The 17,341-nt window shown below is 30.2% G+C and carries 19 protein-coding genes and 1 rRNA gene; 9 read left to right on the forward strand and 11 right to left on the reverse strand.

What is annotated here, in order from left to right:
- Together rrf and cmk are read left to right on the forward strand one after the other, a co-directional pair.
- Positions 1-95: ribosomal RNA gene (gene rrf / locus Q8S45_RS05110) — 5S ribosomal RNA — on the forward strand; the annotation flags it as partial.
- A gap of 113 nt (positions 96-208) precedes the next feature.
- On the forward strand, positions 209-892 hold the full coding sequence (gene cmk, locus Q8S45_RS05115) for a (d)CMP kinase (protein ID WP_305601851.1): 684 nt from the start codon (positions 209-211) through the stop codon (positions 890-892).
- Here cmk and Q8S45_RS05120 read toward each other — a convergent pair.
- The gene (locus Q8S45_RS05120; RefSeq protein WP_305601853.1) at positions 889-1,413 is read right to left on the reverse strand and encodes a GNAT family N-acetyltransferase; all 525 of its coding nucleotides are present in this window, start codon (positions 1,411-1,413) and stop codon (positions 889-891) included. The genes cmk and Q8S45_RS05120 overlap by 4 nt on opposite strands.
- 10 nt (positions 1,414-1,423) lie before the next feature.
- A complete protein-coding gene (locus Q8S45_RS05125; protein ID WP_305601855.1) occupies positions 1,424-2,056 on the reverse strand; it encodes a 7-carboxy-7-deazaguanine synthase QueE in 633 nt (210 codons plus the stop codon).
- 101 nt (positions 2,057-2,157) lie between these two features.
- On the opposite strand from Q8S45_RS05125, the gene Q8S45_RS05130 reads away from it, so the two are divergent.
- The 3 genes from Q8S45_RS05130 to Q8S45_RS05140 all read left to right on the forward strand — a co-directional run bounded on the left by Q8S45_RS05130 (position 2,158) and on the right by Q8S45_RS05140 (position 5,037).
- Positions 2,158-3,675 (forward strand): helicase HerA-like domain-containing protein, encoded by a 1,518-nt coding sequence (locus tag Q8S45_RS05130; RefSeq protein WP_305601857.1) that lies wholly within the window; start codon positions 2,158-2,160, stop codon positions 3,673-3,675.
- Between the two features lie 44 nt (positions 3,676-3,719).
- On the forward strand, positions 3,720-4,292 hold the full coding sequence (locus Q8S45_RS05135) for a hypothetical protein (protein WP_305601859.1): 573 nt from the start codon (positions 3,720-3,722) through the stop codon (positions 4,290-4,292).
- Between the two features lie 91 nt (positions 4,293-4,383).
- Complete coding sequence (locus Q8S45_RS05140) at positions 4,384-5,037, forward strand: pyridoxamine 5'-phosphate oxidase family protein (RefSeq protein ID WP_305601860.1); 654 nt, start codon at positions 4,384-4,386, stop codon at positions 5,035-5,037.
- Here Q8S45_RS05140 and Q8S45_RS05145 read toward each other — a convergent pair whose 3' ends face one another.
- Positions 5,038-6,396: an MBL fold metallo-hydrolase RNA specificity domain-containing protein gene (locus tag Q8S45_RS05145; RefSeq protein WP_305601862.1), complete on the reverse strand. Its 1,359-nt coding sequence runs from the start codon at positions 6,394-6,396 to the stop codon at positions 5,038-5,040.
- 145 nt (positions 6,397-6,541) lie between these two features.
- Here Q8S45_RS05145 and Q8S45_RS05150 point away from each other — a divergent pair, with 145 nt between their 5' ends.
- A complete protein-coding gene (locus Q8S45_RS05150) occupies positions 6,542-6,895 on the forward strand; it encodes a cupin domain-containing protein (protein ID WP_305601864.1) in 354 nt (117 codons plus the stop codon).
- A 1-nt stretch (position 6,896) separates the two neighbouring features.
- Here the strand turns inward: Q8S45_RS05150 and Q8S45_RS05155 are convergent, their stop codons facing one another.
- The 7 genes from Q8S45_RS05155 to Q8S45_RS05185 form a co-directional block, all read right to left on the reverse strand.
- Positions 6,897-7,595, reverse strand: a complete 699-nt coding sequence (locus tag Q8S45_RS05155; protein ID WP_305601866.1) for a TIGR02206 family membrane protein — start codon at positions 7,593-7,595, stop codon at positions 6,897-6,899.
- Positions 7,596-7,648: 53 nt separating this feature from the next.
- A complete protein-coding gene (locus Q8S45_RS05160) occupies positions 7,649-8,524 on the reverse strand; it encodes a bifunctional 5,10-methylenetetrahydrofolate dehydrogenase/5,10-methenyltetrahydrofolate cyclohydrolase (protein ID WP_305601868.1) in 876 nt (291 codons plus the stop codon).
- A 27-nt stretch (positions 8,525-8,551) separates the two neighbouring features.
- A complete protein-coding gene (locus Q8S45_RS05165; RefSeq protein ID WP_305601869.1) occupies positions 8,552-8,926 on the reverse strand; it encodes a four helix bundle protein in 375 nt (124 codons plus the stop codon).
- 63 nt (positions 8,927-8,989) lie between these two features.
- Positions 8,990-10,321 (reverse strand): signal recognition particle protein, encoded by a 1,332-nt coding sequence (ffh, locus tag Q8S45_RS05170; protein ID WP_305601871.1) that lies wholly within the window; start codon positions 10,319-10,321, stop codon positions 8,990-8,992.
- Between the two features lie 112 nt (positions 10,322-10,433).
- Entirely contained in the window at positions 10,434-10,772 is a 339-nt protein-coding gene (locus Q8S45_RS05175; RefSeq protein WP_305601872.1) for a YdeI/OmpD-associated family protein, read from the reverse strand.
- Positions 10,773-11,056: 284 nt separating this feature from the next.
- Positions 11,057-11,539 (reverse strand): peptide-methionine (R)-S-oxide reductase MsrB, encoded by a 483-nt coding sequence (gene msrB, locus Q8S45_RS05180; protein ID WP_371132984.1) that lies wholly within the window; start codon positions 11,537-11,539, stop codon positions 11,057-11,059.
- 7 nt (positions 11,540-11,546) lie between these two features.
- Positions 11,547-12,413, reverse strand: coding sequence for an alpha/beta hydrolase (locus Q8S45_RS05185; RefSeq protein WP_305601874.1), 867 nt, complete (start codon positions 12,411-12,413; stop codon positions 11,547-11,549).
- A 74-nt stretch (positions 12,414-12,487) separates the two neighbouring features.
- Between Q8S45_RS05185 and Q8S45_RS05190 the strand changes: the two genes are divergently transcribed.
- The 3 genes from Q8S45_RS05190 (at position 12,488) to lhgO (ending at position 15,869) form a co-directional block, all read left to right on the forward strand.
- Entirely contained in the window at positions 12,488-13,285 is a 798-nt protein-coding gene (locus tag Q8S45_RS05190) for a M48 family metallopeptidase (RefSeq protein WP_305601876.1), read from the forward strand.
- 87 nt (positions 13,286-13,372) lie between these two features.
- Positions 13,373-14,677, forward strand: coding sequence for an MFS transporter (locus Q8S45_RS05195; protein WP_305601878.1), 1,305 nt, complete (start codon positions 13,373-13,375; stop codon positions 14,675-14,677).
- Complete coding sequence (gene lhgO / locus Q8S45_RS05200) at positions 14,667-15,869, forward strand: L-2-hydroxyglutarate oxidase (protein WP_305601880.1); 1,203 nt, start codon at positions 14,667-14,669, stop codon at positions 15,867-15,869. Before Q8S45_RS05195 ends, lhgO begins: the two co-directional genes overlap by 11 nt.
- A 1-nt stretch (position 15,870) precedes the next feature.
- On the opposite strand, the gene Q8S45_RS05205 is transcribed toward lhgO, so the two are convergent.
- Positions 15,871-17,202 (reverse strand): SulP family inorganic anion transporter, encoded by a 1,332-nt coding sequence (locus tag Q8S45_RS05205; protein ID WP_305601882.1) that lies wholly within the window; start codon positions 17,200-17,202, stop codon positions 15,871-15,873.
- Positions 17,203-17,341: the final 139 nt, after the last annotated feature.

Here is a 17,341-nt window from a genome sequence, read left to right on the forward strand (position 1 = left end):
ATAGGGCTCACCTCTTCCCATACCGAACAGAGAAGTTAAGCCTATCAGCGCAGATGGTACTGCCATTATGGTGGGAGAGTATGTCACTGCCTTTCTTTTGAAAACCTTCAACTTAAGTGTTGAAGGTTTTTTTTTGGAATAATTTATGTATTATTCATTCATAAATTATTTTTAGTTTTACTTTGTATCATATTTAAAATTACTAGAATTGAAAAAAATAACAATAGCAGTAGACGGTTTTTCATCAACTGGTAAAAGTACTATTGCTAAACAATTGGCCAAAAAATTGCACTATGTGTATGTTGATTCTGGAGCAATGTACCGAGCGGTTACTTTATATTCGCTTAAAAATAATATTATAAGTGAAAGTTATTTTTATATTGAAAAATTAATTGAAGATTTAGATAAAATTCATTTAAATTTTAAATTCAATGCTAATTTAGGATTTGCTGAAATATATTTAAATGGTAAAAATGTTGAATTAGAAATTAGATCCTTGCAAGTCTCTAATTACGTGAGTAAAATTGCTGAAATATCAGAAGTAAGAAAAAAATTAGTCGAACAGCAACAAGAAATGGGTATTAAAAATGGGGTTGTAATGGATGGGAGGGACATTGGCACAGTAGTTTTTCCAAAGGCAGAACTTAAATTATTTATGACTGCTTCTTCATCTAATAGGGCACGAAGGAGGTTTGATGAGTTAATTAAAAAGGGTGATAAAGTCACGTATGATGATATTTTACAAAATATTGAAATGAGAGATTTAATAGATACTTCAAGAGATGATTCTCCCTTAGTAAAAGCAGTTGATGCTATTGAAATTGATAATTCAGATCTAAGTATAGACGAACAATTTGAATTAGTTTACAAATTGGCTTTAGAAAAAATTTAAGTTAAATATTTTTGCATTACATTGAAATTAAAATCTTCAATCCCTATTTGAAAATTGTGTGTCCCGATATTTGTAAAACCTGTTTTGGTGTAAAAAGAAATAGCTCTTATATTGCTTTGAAGGACTGATAGCCAAATTTGTTTACTTCCATAAACTAAAGCTCTATCAATGGCACAATTTTGTAATTCTCTTCCAATTTGTTTTGTTAAAAAATCCTTCAATACATATATTTTTTGAAGTTGAGAGGTTTTTTTGTGCTCAATAAAATTAGATGTAGAATTTAATTTTAATTTGGCATAACCTACAGGTAATTGATTGTAAAAAGCGATCCAAAAAACGTTATTAGGATTTAAAATACTATTTTTTATTTTTTCAACTGAAAAAGTATTGTTGTAATAATTTTGCAAATCCTCTAGATTTCTAAAATAATGACCAAATGTTTCAGTAAAGGTAATTCTACCCAAAAGTGCAATAAGTTGAGCATCATTTAATGTTGCTTCTTTTACAATTATATTTTCCATAATTCCTTTGTTAAGGGATATTTAAATACTTATGAGTTTGGAGTGAAATTTTCCATTGTGGATTTTTCATAACATAATCTACAATTAATGGAGTTATAGTTTCGCGTTTGCTCCATTCAGGTTGTAAATATAATTCACAATTAAAATCTACTTTTAAAGCTTGTTCTTCAGCAAATTTAAAATCGTTTTTAGTTGCAATAATCATTTTTAATTCATGAGCTTTTAGAAAAATGTCAGCCATTGGAAGTTTTGTTTTTTTAGGAGATAAACAAATCCAATCCCAAGCACCGCTTAATGGGTATGCTCCAGATGTTTCAATATGTGTTTTAATATTATTCTCTTGCAATAAATTAGTTAAATCATTCATATTCCACATCAGTGGTTCTCCACCTGTAATAACAGCGGTTTTTGCAAAGGCCTTAACGTTATTTACAATATTTTGTGTTAATGTAGGAGGATGTGAATTAGCGTTCCAACTTTCTTTAACATCACACCAATGGCAACCCACATCACATCCGCCAATTCTAACAAAATATGCGGCCTTACCAGTATGGAATCCTTCGCCTTGTATGGTGTAAAATTCCTCCATTAATGGAAGCATTTTGCCTTCTTTTATAAGTTGTTTGATGTTTTCAATTTTCATAATGCAAATATAAACATAACAACTTATAATTATTGCAAACTAAATTCTAATGTTATTTTTAATTTAATGAATTAATCTTATTTTTATCAAAAATAAAAACAATGAACAGAAAAGAGACGTTCTTTCAATATATTAATGAGGGATATTTAACAAAAGGTGATTTTTTATTAATGGGCTCAGCAATGTTAGACGGAGAAACAATGAAAAATTCTTTTGTGAAGGTTCCTTTAAAAACGCTAAACAGACATGGATTAATTGCAGGAGCTACTGGAACAGGAAAAACAAAAACACTTCAAGTAATGGCAGAGGCCCTTTCTGAAAAAGGCATTCCGGTTTTATTGATGGATATTAAGGGAGATTTAAGTGGTTTGGCACAACGAAGTTTGGGTCATCCTAAAATTGATGAAAGGCATGCTGCAATTGGTATTCCTTTTGAAGCTAAAAACTTTCCTGTTGAAATACTTTCAATTTCTGAGCAAAACGGTGTTCGTTTGCGTGCGACAGTTTCGGAATTTGGTCCAGTTTTGTTATCTCGAATTTTGGATTTATCCGACGCTCAAAGTGGCATTGTTTCTATTATTTTTAAATATTGTGATGACAACAAATTACCATTATTAGATTTAAATGATTTCAGAAAAGTACTTCAATTTGCTTCAGAAGAAGGCAAGGCAGAAATTCAGAGAGAATATGGTTTAATTTCTCCAGCAAGTATTGGTGCCATATTAAGAAAAGTAATTGAAATTGAGCAACAAGGAGGTGATTTGTTTTTTGGTGAACGCTCATTTGATGTTCAAGATTTGGTTCGAAAGGATGTGGATGGTAATGGAATAATTTCAATATTAAGATTGACAGATATTCAGGATAGACCAAAACTATTTTCGACTTTTATGTTGCAATTATTAGCTGAGATTTACAGTACTTTTCCTGAACAAGGAGATAGTGCAAAACCAGAGCTGGTTATTTTTATAGATGAAGCACATTTAATTTTTAAAGAAGCGTCTAAAGCTTTAGTATCACAAATTGAAAGTATTGTAAAACTAATTCGGTCAAAAGGAATTGGTTTGTTTTTTGTAACTCAAAACCCAAATGATGTTCCTGAAGATGTATTAGGACAATTAGGTTTAAAAATTCAACATGCACTACGAGCATTTACAGCAAAAGATAGAAAAGCCATTAAATTAGCTGCAGAAAACTATCCAGATTCTGAATATTATGATGTTGATGAAGTATTAACAAGTTTAGGAATTGGGGAGGCTTTTATTTCAGTTTTAAATGAAAACGGAATTCCAACGCCATTAGCTGCAACAATGTTATGCGCTCCTAAAAGTAGAATGGATATTTTGACCGATGTAGAATTAAAATATTTAATTGAAGAATCAAGACTGTTTTCTAAATATAATGAAACTGTTGATAGGGAGAGTGCCTATGAGATATTAAATAAAAAAATTGAAAAAATAAATGAGCAAGCATTTAGGGATAAGGACAAAGAAAAGGAAAGTGAACCTGCTAGACCAACTTCTAGAAAGAGGACTAGTAACAGAATGAATCCGATTCTAAAAGTTGTGACAAGTGCAACTTTTATAAGAGGAATTTTAGGAATTTTAAAACGAGTTCTTTAAATAATCATTAAAAATTAGCGTTATATCAAAAACTAAAAAATGAAATGATAAATATAAAAAAGAGTATTTATATAATTATAGCTATTGTTTTTATAGTAGGTTGTAAAAAAAATAATGAGTTTACAATTGATAAAGGAAGAGTAGGTTTAATAACTGAAAAAACAAGTATAACTGAATTTGAATCGTTGTTTAAAAATGATAGTCTTGTAATAAATTTATTTGATAATAATAAAGAAATTAGAAAAGGCTTTTTTAGTTTGGAAGATGATGAATATATAATTTATTCAAAATCAGGTGATAAAATGTTAGAAATTGCTGTCGAAAATGAAAAAGATTCTTTAATTAAAATAAGAAGTATTCAAATATTTGATTTAAAATATAAAACAATTAAAGGGATTTCATTGATATCTACATTTAAAGAGATAAATAAGGCGTATAAAATAGATAGGGTTGAATCCACGTTAACATCAGCTACTCTTTTTATTGATGAATTAAATGCAACCATTGCAATTGATAAAAAAGAACTAGGTATGTTAAATTTTACCAGAGAAGAAATTTCTTTAGATCAAATTCCAGAACATGCAAAAATTAAATTTTTCACCATTTGGTTTAACTAAATAAAAAATAAACTCAATATTAATGGTGAAATCACATAAAATCAAGTCATTATTTTTTTATTTTATACAAATAAATATAAATTATAAATAGATGAAACCTTCTTCCAAAATTAAAGTCAAACGAATTCCAAAAAGAGGTTTTTATGATAAAGAAACCATATATCCAATATTAGATGCGAATTTTATTTGTCAAATTGCATTTATGTATGAAGGATACCCAGTAATTATTCCAACAATTTATGGAAGATTAGGAGATTCAATTTATATTCATGGTGCAACTGTAAGTAGAATGTTAGTAACCCTTGAAAAAGGGCTTCCTATATCTATTAATGTAATGCAAACTAATGGAATTGTATTGGCTCGTTCAGCCTTTCATCATTCGTTAAATTATGAATCTGTAACTGTTTTTGGAAATGCTACTATTATAACAAGTGAAGAGGAGCGTTACAAAGCTTTGGAGGTAATTTCGAATCAAATTATTCCCGGGAGATGGGAGGAAGTCAGATTACCTTCTGATAAAGAGTTAAAAGCGACTAAAATTTTGAAAATTGAAATTAATGAAGCATCAGCCAAAATTAGAACTGGACCTCCAGGTGATGAAAAAGAAGATTACAATCTACCTATTTGGGCTGGGGTTATTCCATTAAAAACAGTAGCATTAAAAGAAATCTCAGACCCTTTACTAAACAATGGTATTTCAATTTCAAAAAGTGTGCATGATTATATAAAAAACAACTCGATTTAATTAATCTAAGATATAAGTTTTATTCATTTGGGCTACGGTACAATTCCAGTTCAAATTCGTAATTATTTTAGTTTTAAGTGCCTGACTTTGATGTGGTTCTCCGTGATTTATAAAGGTTAAAATAGGCGGTTTTTTTAAATATTTAATCCAATCTAAAAGTTCATTTTGATCGGCGTGACCAGAAAAATCGTTAATTTTAAATACTTCAGCATTAACTTTAAAATATTGTCCAAAAAATTTAAGTTCAGGTTCACCAGAAATCAATGCTCTTCCTCTGGTTCCTTCTGCCTGAAAACCAACCATAAGTATGCTATTTTTTGTACTTGAAATTGTTTTTTCTAAATAATGAAGTACTCTTCCGCCTGTTATCATACCGCTTCCTGCTATCACAATTTTTGGATTTTTATCGTTTACAATAGCTTTTGAAGTTGCAACATCTTTAATTAACTGAACTGTTTTGAGCATATTATTTAAATCTTGATCTTGAAGAATATGATCATTTTTAAATTTAAAATAAACCTCAGTGGCATTTACTCCCATTGGGCTATCTAAATAAATTGGAATTGCAGGCAATTGATTATTTTTCTTTAAAATACTCAGTAAATAAATAATTTCCTGTGCTCTTTCTACAGAGAAAGATGGAATTATCAAAATTCCTTTTTTAGAAAACGTTAAATTTATATAGGTTTCTAATTGCTTAAGTATCGCAACGTTTGGATGTAACCTATTTCCATAGGTAGATTCTAATACTAAATAATCAGCGTTTTTAACATAACTGTATGGAGCCAATATAATTGGTTTTTTGCGACCTAAATCACCGGAAAAAACAATGGTTTTACCATTAATAGTTAAACTTATGAAGGCACTTCCTAAAATATGACCACTATTTGAAAATTTAAATTTTATATTTTTAAACAATGTAATCCAAGTATCCATTTCAACGGGAGTCAGATTTTTTATAGTTTGTTTGGCTTCTATAGTGGTATATAAAGGTTTGGCTATCTCATGTTTCGAAAAACTGTATGCATTGGCTTGTATGGCATCTTCTTCTTGAATTTTGGCACTGTCCAATAAAATAATTTCAGTCAATTTTTGAGTGGGATATGTGCAGTAAATTTTACCTTTAAAACCGTTTTTAGTTAAAATTGGTAAATAACCAGAGTGATCTAAATGAGCATGTGTTAGCAAAACAACATCTAATTGGGAAATATCAAATGGTAAATTTTTCCAATTCTGGAGTCGAAGTTCCTTTAAACCCTGGAACAAGCCACAATCGATAAGAATTTTATTGTAATTGGTTTCAACTAATATTTTTGAGCCTGTAACCGTTCCAGCTCCTCCTAAAAATGTAATTTTCATAATCAAAAGTTTTAAAAAGTACAAAGAAGAAATAATACTCCAAGTTACGATTTATGGGTGTTAATCACTATTAATTTTTAGAATAAATATGGTTTCATTTTTATTGTTGCTATAAACCGCTTATTTTTGAATAAAACATGAACTTATGAAAAAATATATAGTACAAAAAAGCCCGTTTGTTATTTCAACAACCGATGGAAAACAAATTGAAGAGCATTTTGGAAGAAGCAATAATTCACCTATAAGTATTGCTTACATGGTTGCTCCTCCAAATTGGATTGAACCATTTCAAACTCCTGAATTTGAAGAATATACATACATTATAAAAGGGAAAAAGCAATTTAATATAAATGGAGAATTAGTTGTTTTAAAAGCCGGAGAATCAATTCAAATTAAGAAAGGTGTACGAGTTCAGTATTCCAATCCTTTTGAGCAAGAATGTGAATATTTAGCTGTTTGTTTACCAGCTTTTTCTATAGATTTGGTGCACAGAGAATAGTTTATTGCTGTTGCTTTTTTCTTGTCAAATGAAAGGGGAGATAAATTATTAAAAAATAAGGGAGTATAAATAATTCTACCATAAAAATATAATAGGGCCAATCACCTAGATGGGTCAAAAGTGTCTCTCCATCGGGTTTTTGGTTGGTGTATAGATAATTTGCTCCTGTTACCTTATTAATAAATAGCATAAGTAAGAGATACCCTTGAAATGCTAAAAATGAAATAAAAATACTTTTAAAATTTGGTCTCATTTTATAAATGAAAGTTGCATAAAAAATAAAAATTATTAAACCTGCATGTACGTACCAATATTTAAAAAACACGAAATTTGGAAAGCCCTGTTGTAAATCAGGTGTTATAATAGCATGAGATGTACCCGCCAAAATCCAAAATAGTAAAATATCGTAAATCACTTGTTTTCTGTAAATGGTGAAAAGAGGAAGAAATAGTGCTATAAAATTACATAAGTGAAATGGCAAATCGTTTTTTATATCAAAGCCATTTAAATAAATTTTAAGAAAGATCCAAATTAATACGGTTGAGGATAATGAAAAAGCGAAAAAAAAACCCGTTTTTAGTTGAGTTTGATTCGATTGTTTTTGAGCCCATAAAATTAAAATGATACCAAAAAAGAATAATAAAATTACTACAACCAGATGTTGGTTGCCAAATAAGACAAAGTCTTTATTATCTAACAAAAATTTAGAATCGGTCAAAAGCACATAAATAAGAGTCTAAAATACACTTTTATTTAAACTTTCAGTTCACAGGCTAATAAAGTATTTTTTAAAAGCATTGCAATGGTCATAGGACCAACACCACCTGGAACGGGTGTTATAAATGCTGATTTAGGACTTACACTTTCAAAATGAACATCACCTGCTAGACGGTACCCACTTTTTTTAGTAGCATCTCCCACTCTAGTAATTCCAACATCAATAATGGTAACGCCTTGTTTTACCATATCTCCTGTTAAAAACTCTGGTATACCGAGTGCTGCAACAATAATGTCGGCCTGTAATGTAAGCTCTTTTAAATTTTTAGTTCTGCTATGTGCAATGGTAACTGTTGCATCGCCAGCTTTACGTTTCTGACTCATTAAAATACTCATTGGTCTACCTACAATATGGCTTCTTCCAATTACTACTACATGTTTACCTTGGGTTTCAACTTGGTAACGCTCTAATAATTCTAAAATTCCATAAGGTGTTGCGGGTAAAAAACATGGTAAATCGAGCGCCATTCTTCCAACATTTGTTGGGTGGAAACCATCTACATCTTTGGTCGGATTTACAGCTTCTACCACTTTTTGTTCATCAATATGTTTAGGTAATGGCAGTTGTACAATAAAGCCATCAATATCATTATTGTTATTTAATTTTTCAATTTCGTTTAGTAATTTTTCTTCAGAAGTTTCTTCAGGTAATTCAATTAAGGTAGAATTAAACCCTACCAATTCACATGCTTTTACTTTGCTAGTTACATAGGTCATACTTGCTCCATCAGTTCCAACTAAAATAGCTGCAAGATGTGGTGTTTTTTTACCTTGAATTTTAAGTTGTTTTACAGATTCTGCTATTTCAACTTTTATATCGGATGAAGTTTTTTTACCGTCAAGAATTATCATATTATTTTAGTTTACAGTAAATCAGTTTCAGTTTACAGTTTTTACACCGAATTTTTCAGGATTATTAATCATAAAATTGATTAGTTTTCCAACTTCAATACCTTTAGTTGTTAAATTTTGATGTTGTTCGGAATTAATATAATTACAAGAATTGGAAAAATCAATCCAAACTAGTGATTCAGAATTTTCACTATCTGAATCTGATAATTTACTTATAAAGTGTTTTGGATATAATCTTTTTCGATAAGCTTCAGCAATATTAGCACAAACGGATCTAGAACTTCTTCTAATTTGATCAGTTAATGAATAGGTTTCTTCTTTAGGGAAAGATTTTGATAACTCAAATATTTCCATGGAAAGTTCAAAAGCTTTTTGGTATGCAAGTAAATTTTTAAAGCTCATTATTTTTTATTCTTAAATTTAATAGTACTACCAACTGAAACTGAAAACTGTTTGCTAAACAGTTTATTTCCCCATTCCTTTCATCATTTGCATCATTTGTCTGTTTCCACCACCTTGCATCATTTTCATCATTTTACTCATTTGAGTAAATTGTTTCATAAGTTGATTTACATCTTGTATTGTAGTTCCAGATCCTTTGGCAATTCTCTTTTTTCTGTTGGAATCAATTAGTTTAGGTTCACTTCTTTCAGAAGGAGTCATAGAATGAATTATGGCTTCAATACCTTTAAACGCATTATCATCAATATCAATATCTTTCATCATTTTTCCAACCCCAGGAATCATTCCCATTAAATCCTTCATATTTCCCATTTTTTTGATTTGTTGAATTTGTTTCAAGAAATCATCAAAACCGAATTGATCCTTTGCAATTTTCTTTTGTATTTTACGTGCTTCTTCCTCATCATACTGCTCTTGTGCCCGCTCAACTAAGGAAATAACATCCCCCATTCCTAAAATTCGATCGGCCATACGGTCAGGATGGAAAATGTCAATCGCTTCCATTTTTTCACCTGTACCAATAAATTTAATAGGTTTATTTACAACACTTTTTATAGATAAAGCTGCACCACCACGGGTATCACCATCTAGTTTAGTTAAAACAACACCTTCAAAATTAAGAATATCATTAAATGCTTTTGCTGTATTTACGGCATCTTGCCCAGTCATAGCATCAACCACGAACAACGTTTCGTGTGGTTTAACTGCTTTATGAATGTTTGAAATTTCAGACATCATTAGCTCATCAACGGCTAATCGACCAGCGGTATCTATAATTACAACATTTTTACCATTTGCTTTTGCATATTTAAGTGCATTTAAAGCAATTTCAACTGGATTTTTATTTTCTAATTCGGCATAAACATCAACACCAATTTGTTCACCTACAATTTTTAATTGATTTATTGCGGCAGGTCTATAAATGTCACATCCTACTAATAAAACTTGCTTTGTTTTTTTAGTTTTTAAAAAGTTAGCTAATTTTCCTGAAAAAGTTGTTTTACCAGAACCCTGTAAACCTGCCATTAATATAATTGTTGGAGTTCCAGAAAGATTTAAACCAACGGTTTCACCACCCATTAAGGTTGTTAGCTCGTCCTTTACAATTTTTACCATTAATTGTCCCGGATTTAACGTAGTTAATACGTTTTGTCCAATGGCCTTATCTTTAACAGTAGTTGTAAAATTTTTCGCAATTTTAAAGTTAACGTCAGCATCTAATAAAGCTCTTCTTACTTCTTTTAAAGTTTCAGCAACATTTACTTCAGTAATTTTACCATGCCCTTTTAAAACGTGTAGGGCTTTATCTAATTTTTCACTTAAATTATTAAACATAGTTTCTTGCTTCTTTTTTAGAGGGTACAAATATACTAAAAATGCACTTAATTTTTTAAGTGCATTTGTGTATTTGGTATGAATTTCACTTTAATTGTTTAATACAATGCCATTAGCATTTATACTGTTCATGCATTTTTATATTTCGTTCTAAATTCAGAATCACGTTTTCTAAACGACTTAGTTTGATTGTTTCTCGTTTGGCATCTGAAATATAAAGTGCATATTCTTTACGATATGTATATGCCATGTTATCAAAATTTTCTTTAGCTAGGTTGTTGTTATTCAGTTCATTTTGAAGTATTTCTGGAATTTCAAAAGATATTTTTTCTGAAGTTTTTTTAACGAAATGTTTAGCGTTTTGTTCTGAATTTAAAAAGGCCTCTTTTAAATAATCAATTAACTGATTTTTATTTAATTCAGAAATAGCTGTAAATTTTATGGTTCTCATGTGCTGAGCAGAACAATCGCTGAAAATAATTGATGTTGATCAACTATTAAACTTCCTTTAAAAAAGGTAAGTGATACATGTTTTTTAAATGCTGCAAACCCACAAACCATTTCATTTTTTTTTTAAATAGGACTTTTCCATTTCCAATCTTCAATAACTTCATTTTCGGACTGATGAATTAATTCTCTTAATACTGAACAAATTGCTGATGCAAAAGGTTCTCTACTTTCATATAATCGTCTATAAGTTTGGTCGCATTTGGATTTACGTTTGACATATACAATTTACTCGTTACTTTTTACAAATTTAATAGAAGATGTATTTACACAATAGCGTAAACCAGTGGTTTCCTTTGGTCCGTCATCAAAAACATGACCTAGGTGTCCGTCGCATTTGGTGCAAATTATTTCGGTTCTAAACATCCCATGACTTTTATCAACCACATTTTTAACAGTACCTTTAATAGCATCATCAAAAGAAGGCCAGCCACAATGCGATTCAAATTTACTGCCCGATTCAAATAATTGTTGATTACAAGCAGCACAATGGTAGGTTCCTTTTTCAAAATGAGAGGTGTAACCTCCGGAACTTTGTGCATCAGTTCCTTTTTCCCTTAAAACATAATATTGTTGAGGACTTAAGATGGCTTTCCATTCGGCTTCTGTTTTTTTAGTAGTATCCATTATGTTAGATTTTTTTTCTTTTTGGGTGTATCCGGTACAAGATATTAGGATGAGAGTGAATATAACAAAAATTGTTTTTCTCATGTTGATTTTATTTTTTAATGAATTCTACAAGCTGTCTAATAACTTTTGGATCATTTAAAACACCTCTATGTCCAAGTCCATTAGTTATTAATAATTGACCGTTTACTAAATTTTGACGAATATTATAGGCACAACTTACAAGAACATCAAAATCTTGTGTATCGTGGATTACTAAAACTGGTGTAGTTAAACTTTTTGCAGCAAAACTTGCTGAATAATCATCAATATCTACACCGTATTTATTATAAAAATAGGAAATTGCCTTAGGAACAAGTTGTTGTTTAAGTTCTAACTTAGAAATAAAATCGGAAATAATGTCAGAAATAATATCTCCAGAACCAATAATAACAGCTTTTTTAATTTTTAACCCTTGCTTAATGGCGTTTAACACAGTCATACCACCTAAAGAATGACCAATTGCAAAATCAAATCCACCAAATTCTTTTTCTAAAAATAGTGCAGTGGCTACAAATTCGGTCATCATTGTTGTTTTTCCGGATGATTTTCCATGGGCTGGAGCATCAAAACTAATAGTCATAAATCCATTTTCTAATAATTTATCGGCAATATTAAATAACTGAGTACCTCTACCAGACCATCCATGAATGAGCAATACTTTTTTGGTTGAATAGCCATATTCATAGACCATTACCTTTTTTTTCAATGAAGGTATTAATAGCATTTGTTGCTTGGCACTTTTTGCCATCATTTTTTCTCTAATTGGTGTTTTAAACTTAAAAGGGGTCCCAAATAATTTTAAAACGAACTGAATTGCCAAACGATTTGAAATAAATTGTAATGTTTTACCCGTTATTAAAATAAATGAAGGAATTTTTGGTATATTATTAGGTTTAATTTTAGGGGTATTAATCATAAAAACTTTATTTTTGCTTGTAAAGATAGAATTTGTAACTTTATAAGAATCGAAACCATAAAAAAAAATGAAAAATGAATAAAATTATCACATTATTTTTGTTAACACTATTTATGTATAGTTGTAGTACAGTGCCAATTACAGGTCGAAAAAGATTTAATGCTGTAAGTGATGCAGAAATATTGCCTGCAAGTTTCTCCCAATATGAAGGTTTTTTAAAAGAACATAAGTTATCTAAAGACGCAAAAATGACCAATGAAATTCAAAACATAGGTATGAGAATCTCCAAATCGGTTGATAAATTTATGCGTGCCAATGGAATGATAAGTGAAGCAGATAGCTATAGATGGGAGTTTAATTTAATTGAAGATGTAACCGTGAATGCATGGTGTATGCCAGGAGGTAAAGTAGTTTTTTATTCTGGAATATTACCTATATGTGCAAATTCAGATGGAATTGCAGCAGTTATGGGACACGAAATAGCTCACGCCTTTGCAAAACACGGACAAGAAAGAATGTCTAGTGCAATGATTCAACAAGGGCTTTCGCTTGGAGTGGCTTTGGGCACTAGAAACAGTGAAAATTCTCAAATATGGAATACAGTATATGGTATAGGTTCTCAAGTGGGAATGCTGGCGTATAGCAGAACGCACGAAACAGAAGCCGATAAATTGGGTATGGTTTTTATGATTATGGCAGGCTATAAACCAGAAGAGGCAATTAATGTTTGGATACGAATGAGCCAGAGAGCTGATAAAAATTCACCTCCAGAATTTTTAAGCACACACCCGTCTAATGAAACCAGAATTGCAAATTTGAAAGCCTATTTACCAACTGCTATTGGACATGCTAAAAAATACAATGCTCAATAAGGAACATATATTTGATAAAAAGTTTTAATAAAAATAGTATATTTAAGCCGTTCACAATGTTGTGAACGGTTTTTTTTATAAAAGCATATGTTACAAAAAGGGGATAAAAAGTTAATAAATGGATGGGCATTTTACGATTGGGCCAATTCAGTTTATTCATTGGTAATTGGCACAGCAGTTTTTCCAATTTATTATGAAGCTGTTACAAGTTCTGATGAAGGAATTGTTAATTTTTTAGGAACTACTTGGCACAATACAACAATCTATTCTTATGGATTAGGTTTATCTTTTTTGATAGTTGCTTTTTTATCACCAATATTATCGGCAATAGCTGATTATACTGGCAATAAGAAGAAGTTTATGCAATTTTTTTGCTTTTTGGGTTCATTTTCGGTAATGTCTCTTTATTTTTTTACAGGAAAAGAAACCATTGGGGTTGGCATAGTTTTTACAATTTTAGCGAGCATAGGCTTTTGGGGTAGTATTGTTTTTTATAATGCATATTTACCAGAAGTGGCGCCACCAGAAGAACATGATAGAGTAAGCGCCAAAGGTTTTATATGGGGTTATACCGGTTCTGTTTTGTTATTAGCTTTTAATTTGTCTATGGTGATGAAGCCAGAGCTATATGGCATAGTAGATACTACATTACCAGCGCGTATTTCATTTTTAATAGTTGGAATTTGGTGGTTTGCTTTTGCACAGGTAACTTTTAGTAGGTTACCAAATAATCCTTTTAAAAGAAAGCCTGAAAAAGATTTTATTTTTAAAGGTTTTAAAGAATTACAACTTGTTTTAAAAGAAATAAAAAAACAAGCTCAACTTAAAATATTATTAATTTCATTTTTTCTTTATAGTATTGGGGTTCAAACGGTTATTTTATTGGCATCAACATTTGGAATTAAAGATTTAGGATTAGAAACCAGTAATTTAATTATTACCATTTTACTTATTCAAATAGTTGGTGTAATAGGCGCATTTGTGTTTTCAAGATTGTCTGAAAAAATTGGAAATATTAAAGCCTTAAAAATTACAATATTAATCTGGTCCATAGCTTGTTTTAGTGCATTTATGCTTAATAAGGAAGATCCTTTGGTTTATTTAAAGTTTTATGCCTTAGGAGGTTTTATTGGTTTGGTTTTAGGTGCCATTCAAACATTATCAAGGTCTACCTATTCTAAATTAATTCCAGATGAAACAGAAGACCATGCAACCTATTTTAGTTTTTACGATGTTACAGAAAAAATTGCAATTGTTGTAGGTATGGCATTAGCAGGTTTGGTAACATCTTATACAAATTCATTACGATTATTTATTTTGTTACTTGCAGTGTTTTTTGTTGCAGGATTTGTAGTTTTGAGCTTTATGAAAGGTTCAAAATATGTTAGATAACAAATTTGATTTTATAGTTGTTGGAGCAGGAATCGTAGGATTAGCAACTGCCTATAAATTACAACTAAAATACCCAACTAAATCAATTGGAATTCTAGAAAAGGAAAATGAAGTTGGGATGCATCAAACTGGCCGAAATTCGGGTGTTATTCATTCAGGAATATACTATAAACCTGGTTCTTATAAAGCATTAAATTGTAAAAATGGGCATATTCAATTAGTAGATTTTGCCATTAAAAATAATGTAAAACATGATGTTTGTGGTAAAATTATTGTGGCTACTAAACATAATGAGATTCCAATATTAGAAGATGTTTTTAACAGAGGAATTGAAAATGGCACACCTGGAATTCGTTTTTTAAATGCTGAAGAAATTAAAGAAAAGGAACCTTTTATTGTTGGTTTGAAAGCGATATGGGTTCCTAATGCGGGGATTATAGACTATGTGGCATTAAGTAAATCTTTTATTGAAAAAGTAATTTCGATAAATTTAAGTAGTAAATTAATTACCAATTGTAACGTTATTGGAATTTCTACAGGTGAGTCAAAATCTAGTTTAAAAACAAATTTAGGCGATTTTAGCGCTACAAAAATCATATTTTGTTCGGGGTTGCATTCGGATCGAATTGCTGAAAAAGACCAATTAAAATTGGACATGCGCATTGTTGGTTTTAGAGGTGATTATTTTGAATTAAAACCTGAAGTTTCTTATAAAATTAGGAACTTGGTGTATCCAGTTCCTGATCCAAAATTTCCATTTTTGGGAGTTCATTTCACGCGTATGATAAATGGAAGTATAGAATGCGGTCCTAATGCCGTTTTTACGTTTAAAAGAGAGGGTTATAATAGAACCAGTTTCAGTTTTAAAGATACTTTTGAAGCCTTAACTTTTGTTGGAACTTGGAAATTATTTGGTAAACATTGGCGAAAAGGAATTGATGAATATAAAAGAGCTTTCTCCAAACGGCTATTTGTAAAGGAGTTAAAGAAAATGATGCCTTCTATAACTACTAATGATGTGGTTCCATCACGATCGGGTGTAAGAGCTCAGGCAATTGATTATGATGGAAATATGGTAGATGATTTTAAAATTTTAGTGCATAAAGGAAATGTTCACGTTTTAAATGCGCCTTCGCCTGCGGCAACTTCTTGTTTAGCAATTGCTGATGAAATAGTTAGTCGAATAGATTGAATTAATTTGATAAATCTAAATATTTTTTTGCTTTTGAAATCGCAATATTTATATCTTTCACAATGTATTTTCGATCTAATATTTCATAGATTCCATTTTTTCTAAATCCTTTTCTTAATTCGGGGCTAATTCCTGAAAGAATTATTAAAATCCCTTTTTGTTTAAACGATTTAGTAATCTCTTTCAAACTTTGAAATCCAGTTGCATCAATCATTGGTACATAACGCATTCTAACAATTATAATTTTTGGATTGTAATTATTATTCGAAATTGTTTCTTGAAAGTGCCGTGCAGCGCCAAAAAATAAAGGTCCATTAATTTCATAAATTAATATTTCTTCAGGAACATCGCTAAATTCATTTTCAAATAAAACTTCATTATTTTCACTTCCAGTAACATTTTTAATTTGAATTGATTCACTCATTCGTTTCATAAAAATGAAACTAGATAAAACAATTCCAATTTCTATTGCAATTACCAAATCAAATACTACTGTTAGTAAAAAGGTAGTTAGAAGGATAATAATATCCATTCTATCACCTTTTAAAATAGATTTAAATTGTCTCCATTCACTCATATTATAAGCAACAACAATTAAAATACCTGCTAGACACGACATGGGGATGAGTTTAGCATAAGGAGCAAATAATAACATAATGGCTAAAAGAACAAAAGCATGAATAATGCCTGCAATTGGAGTTTTGCCTCCATTTTTAACGTTTGTCGCAGTTCTAGCAATAGCACCTGTTGCCGGAATCCCTCCAAATAATGCACTAAAAATATTTGCAGATCCTTGGGCTAACAATTCTACATTTGAACGGTGTTTTGCACCAATCATAGAATCTGAAACTACTGCGGATAATAGTGATTCAATTGCGCCTAACAATGCGATTGCAAAAGCAGGTTGAATTAAATGTTTTATGGTTTGATAATCAAAATGCGGAATTGAAGGGGCATTAAAAGTTCTTGGAATTTCTCCAAAATTAGTTTCAATTGTATCAACAGGTATATTGAAATATTTTACGACTAATGTTGAAACAAGAATTGCAATTATTGAACCTGGTATTTTTTTTACAATCCTTTGAAAATAGATTGTAATTAGTACTGTTGCTATAGCTATCGCTATTGCATACAAATTGATGTGATGAAAATTATTAAAATAAACTAACCATTTTTCAATAAAATCTGCAGGTGCTTTTTCAATTTGAAGTCCGAAAAAATCATTTATCTGTGAGGAAAATATTATTAATGCAATTCCGCTGGTAAAACCAACAATTAATGAATATGGTATAAATTTCAATAAGTTTCCAAGACGAGCAAGTCCTAAACCAATATTAACCTAGCGGTAATATATTCATAAAAAAGTTGTATATTTGTCCTATGGAAAAAGAAGATTTTAGGACAGTTGATGATACGATTAGAAGTTCGTATCGAAAAAAGGCAATTGCCTTAATAAAGAAAGGCGTAAAAAA

It is taken from the genome of Lutibacter sp. (assembly GCF_030692605.1).
GTDB lineage: Bacteria > Bacteroidota > Bacteroidia > Flavobacteriales > Flavobacteriaceae > Lutibacter.

Coding starts and splice junctions, on each gene's coding strand:
- Q8S45_RS05135 (WP_305601859.1), top strand. CDS start 3,720: ATGATAAATATAAAAAAGAGTATTTATATAATTATAGCTATTGTTTTT.
- Q8S45_RS05165 (WP_305601869.1), bottom strand. CDS start 8,926: ATGAGCTTTAAAAATTTACTTGCATACCAAAAAGCTTTTGAACTTTCC.
- ffh (WP_305601871.1), bottom strand. CDS start 10,321: ATGTTTAATAATTTAAGTGAAAAATTAGATAAAGCCCTACACGTTTTA.
- Q8S45_RS05190 (WP_305601876.1), top strand. CDS start 12,488: ATGAATAAAATTATCACATTATTTTTGTTAACACTATTTATGTATAGT.
- Q8S45_RS05130 (WP_305601857.1), top strand. CDS start 2,158: ATGAACAGAAAAGAGACGTTCTTTCAATATATTAATGAGGGATATTTA.
- Q8S45_RS05125 (WP_305601855.1), bottom strand. CDS start 2,056: ATGAAAATTGAAAACATCAAACAACTTATAAAAGAAGGCAAAATGCTT.
- Q8S45_RS05185 (WP_305601874.1), bottom strand. CDS start 12,413: ATGATTAATACCCCTAAAATTAAACCTAATAATATACCAAAAATTCCT.
- Q8S45_RS05195 (WP_305601878.1), top strand. CDS start 13,373: ATGTTACAAAAAGGGGATAAAAAGTTAATAAATGGATGGGCATTTTAC.
- Q8S45_RS05160 (WP_305601868.1), bottom strand. CDS start 8,524: ATGATAATTCTTGACGGTAAAAAAACTTCATCCGATATAAAAGTTGAA.
- Q8S45_RS05120 (WP_305601853.1), bottom strand. CDS start 1,413: ATGGAAAATATAATTGTAAAAGAAGCAACATTAAATGATGCTCAACTT.
- Q8S45_RS05145 (WP_305601862.1), bottom strand. CDS start 6,396: ATGAAAATTACATTTTTAGGAGGAGCTGGAACGGTTACAGGCTCAAAA.
- Q8S45_RS05175 (WP_305601872.1), bottom strand. CDS start 10,772: ATGAGAACCATAAAATTTACAGCTATTTCTGAATTAAATAAAAATCAG.
- Q8S45_RS05140 (WP_305601860.1), top strand. CDS start 4,384: ATGAAACCTTCTTCCAAAATTAAAGTCAAACGAATTCCAAAAAGAGGT.
- msrB (WP_371132984.1), bottom strand. CDS start 11,539: ATGAGAAAAACAATTTTTGTTATATTCACTCTCATCCTAATATCTTGT.
- Q8S45_RS05150 (WP_305601864.1), top strand. CDS start 6,542: ATGAAAAAATATATAGTACAAAAAAGCCCGTTTGTTATTTCAACAACC.
- lhgO (WP_305601880.1), top strand. CDS start 14,667: ATGTTAGATAACAAATTTGATTTTATAGTTGTTGGAGCAGGAATCGTA.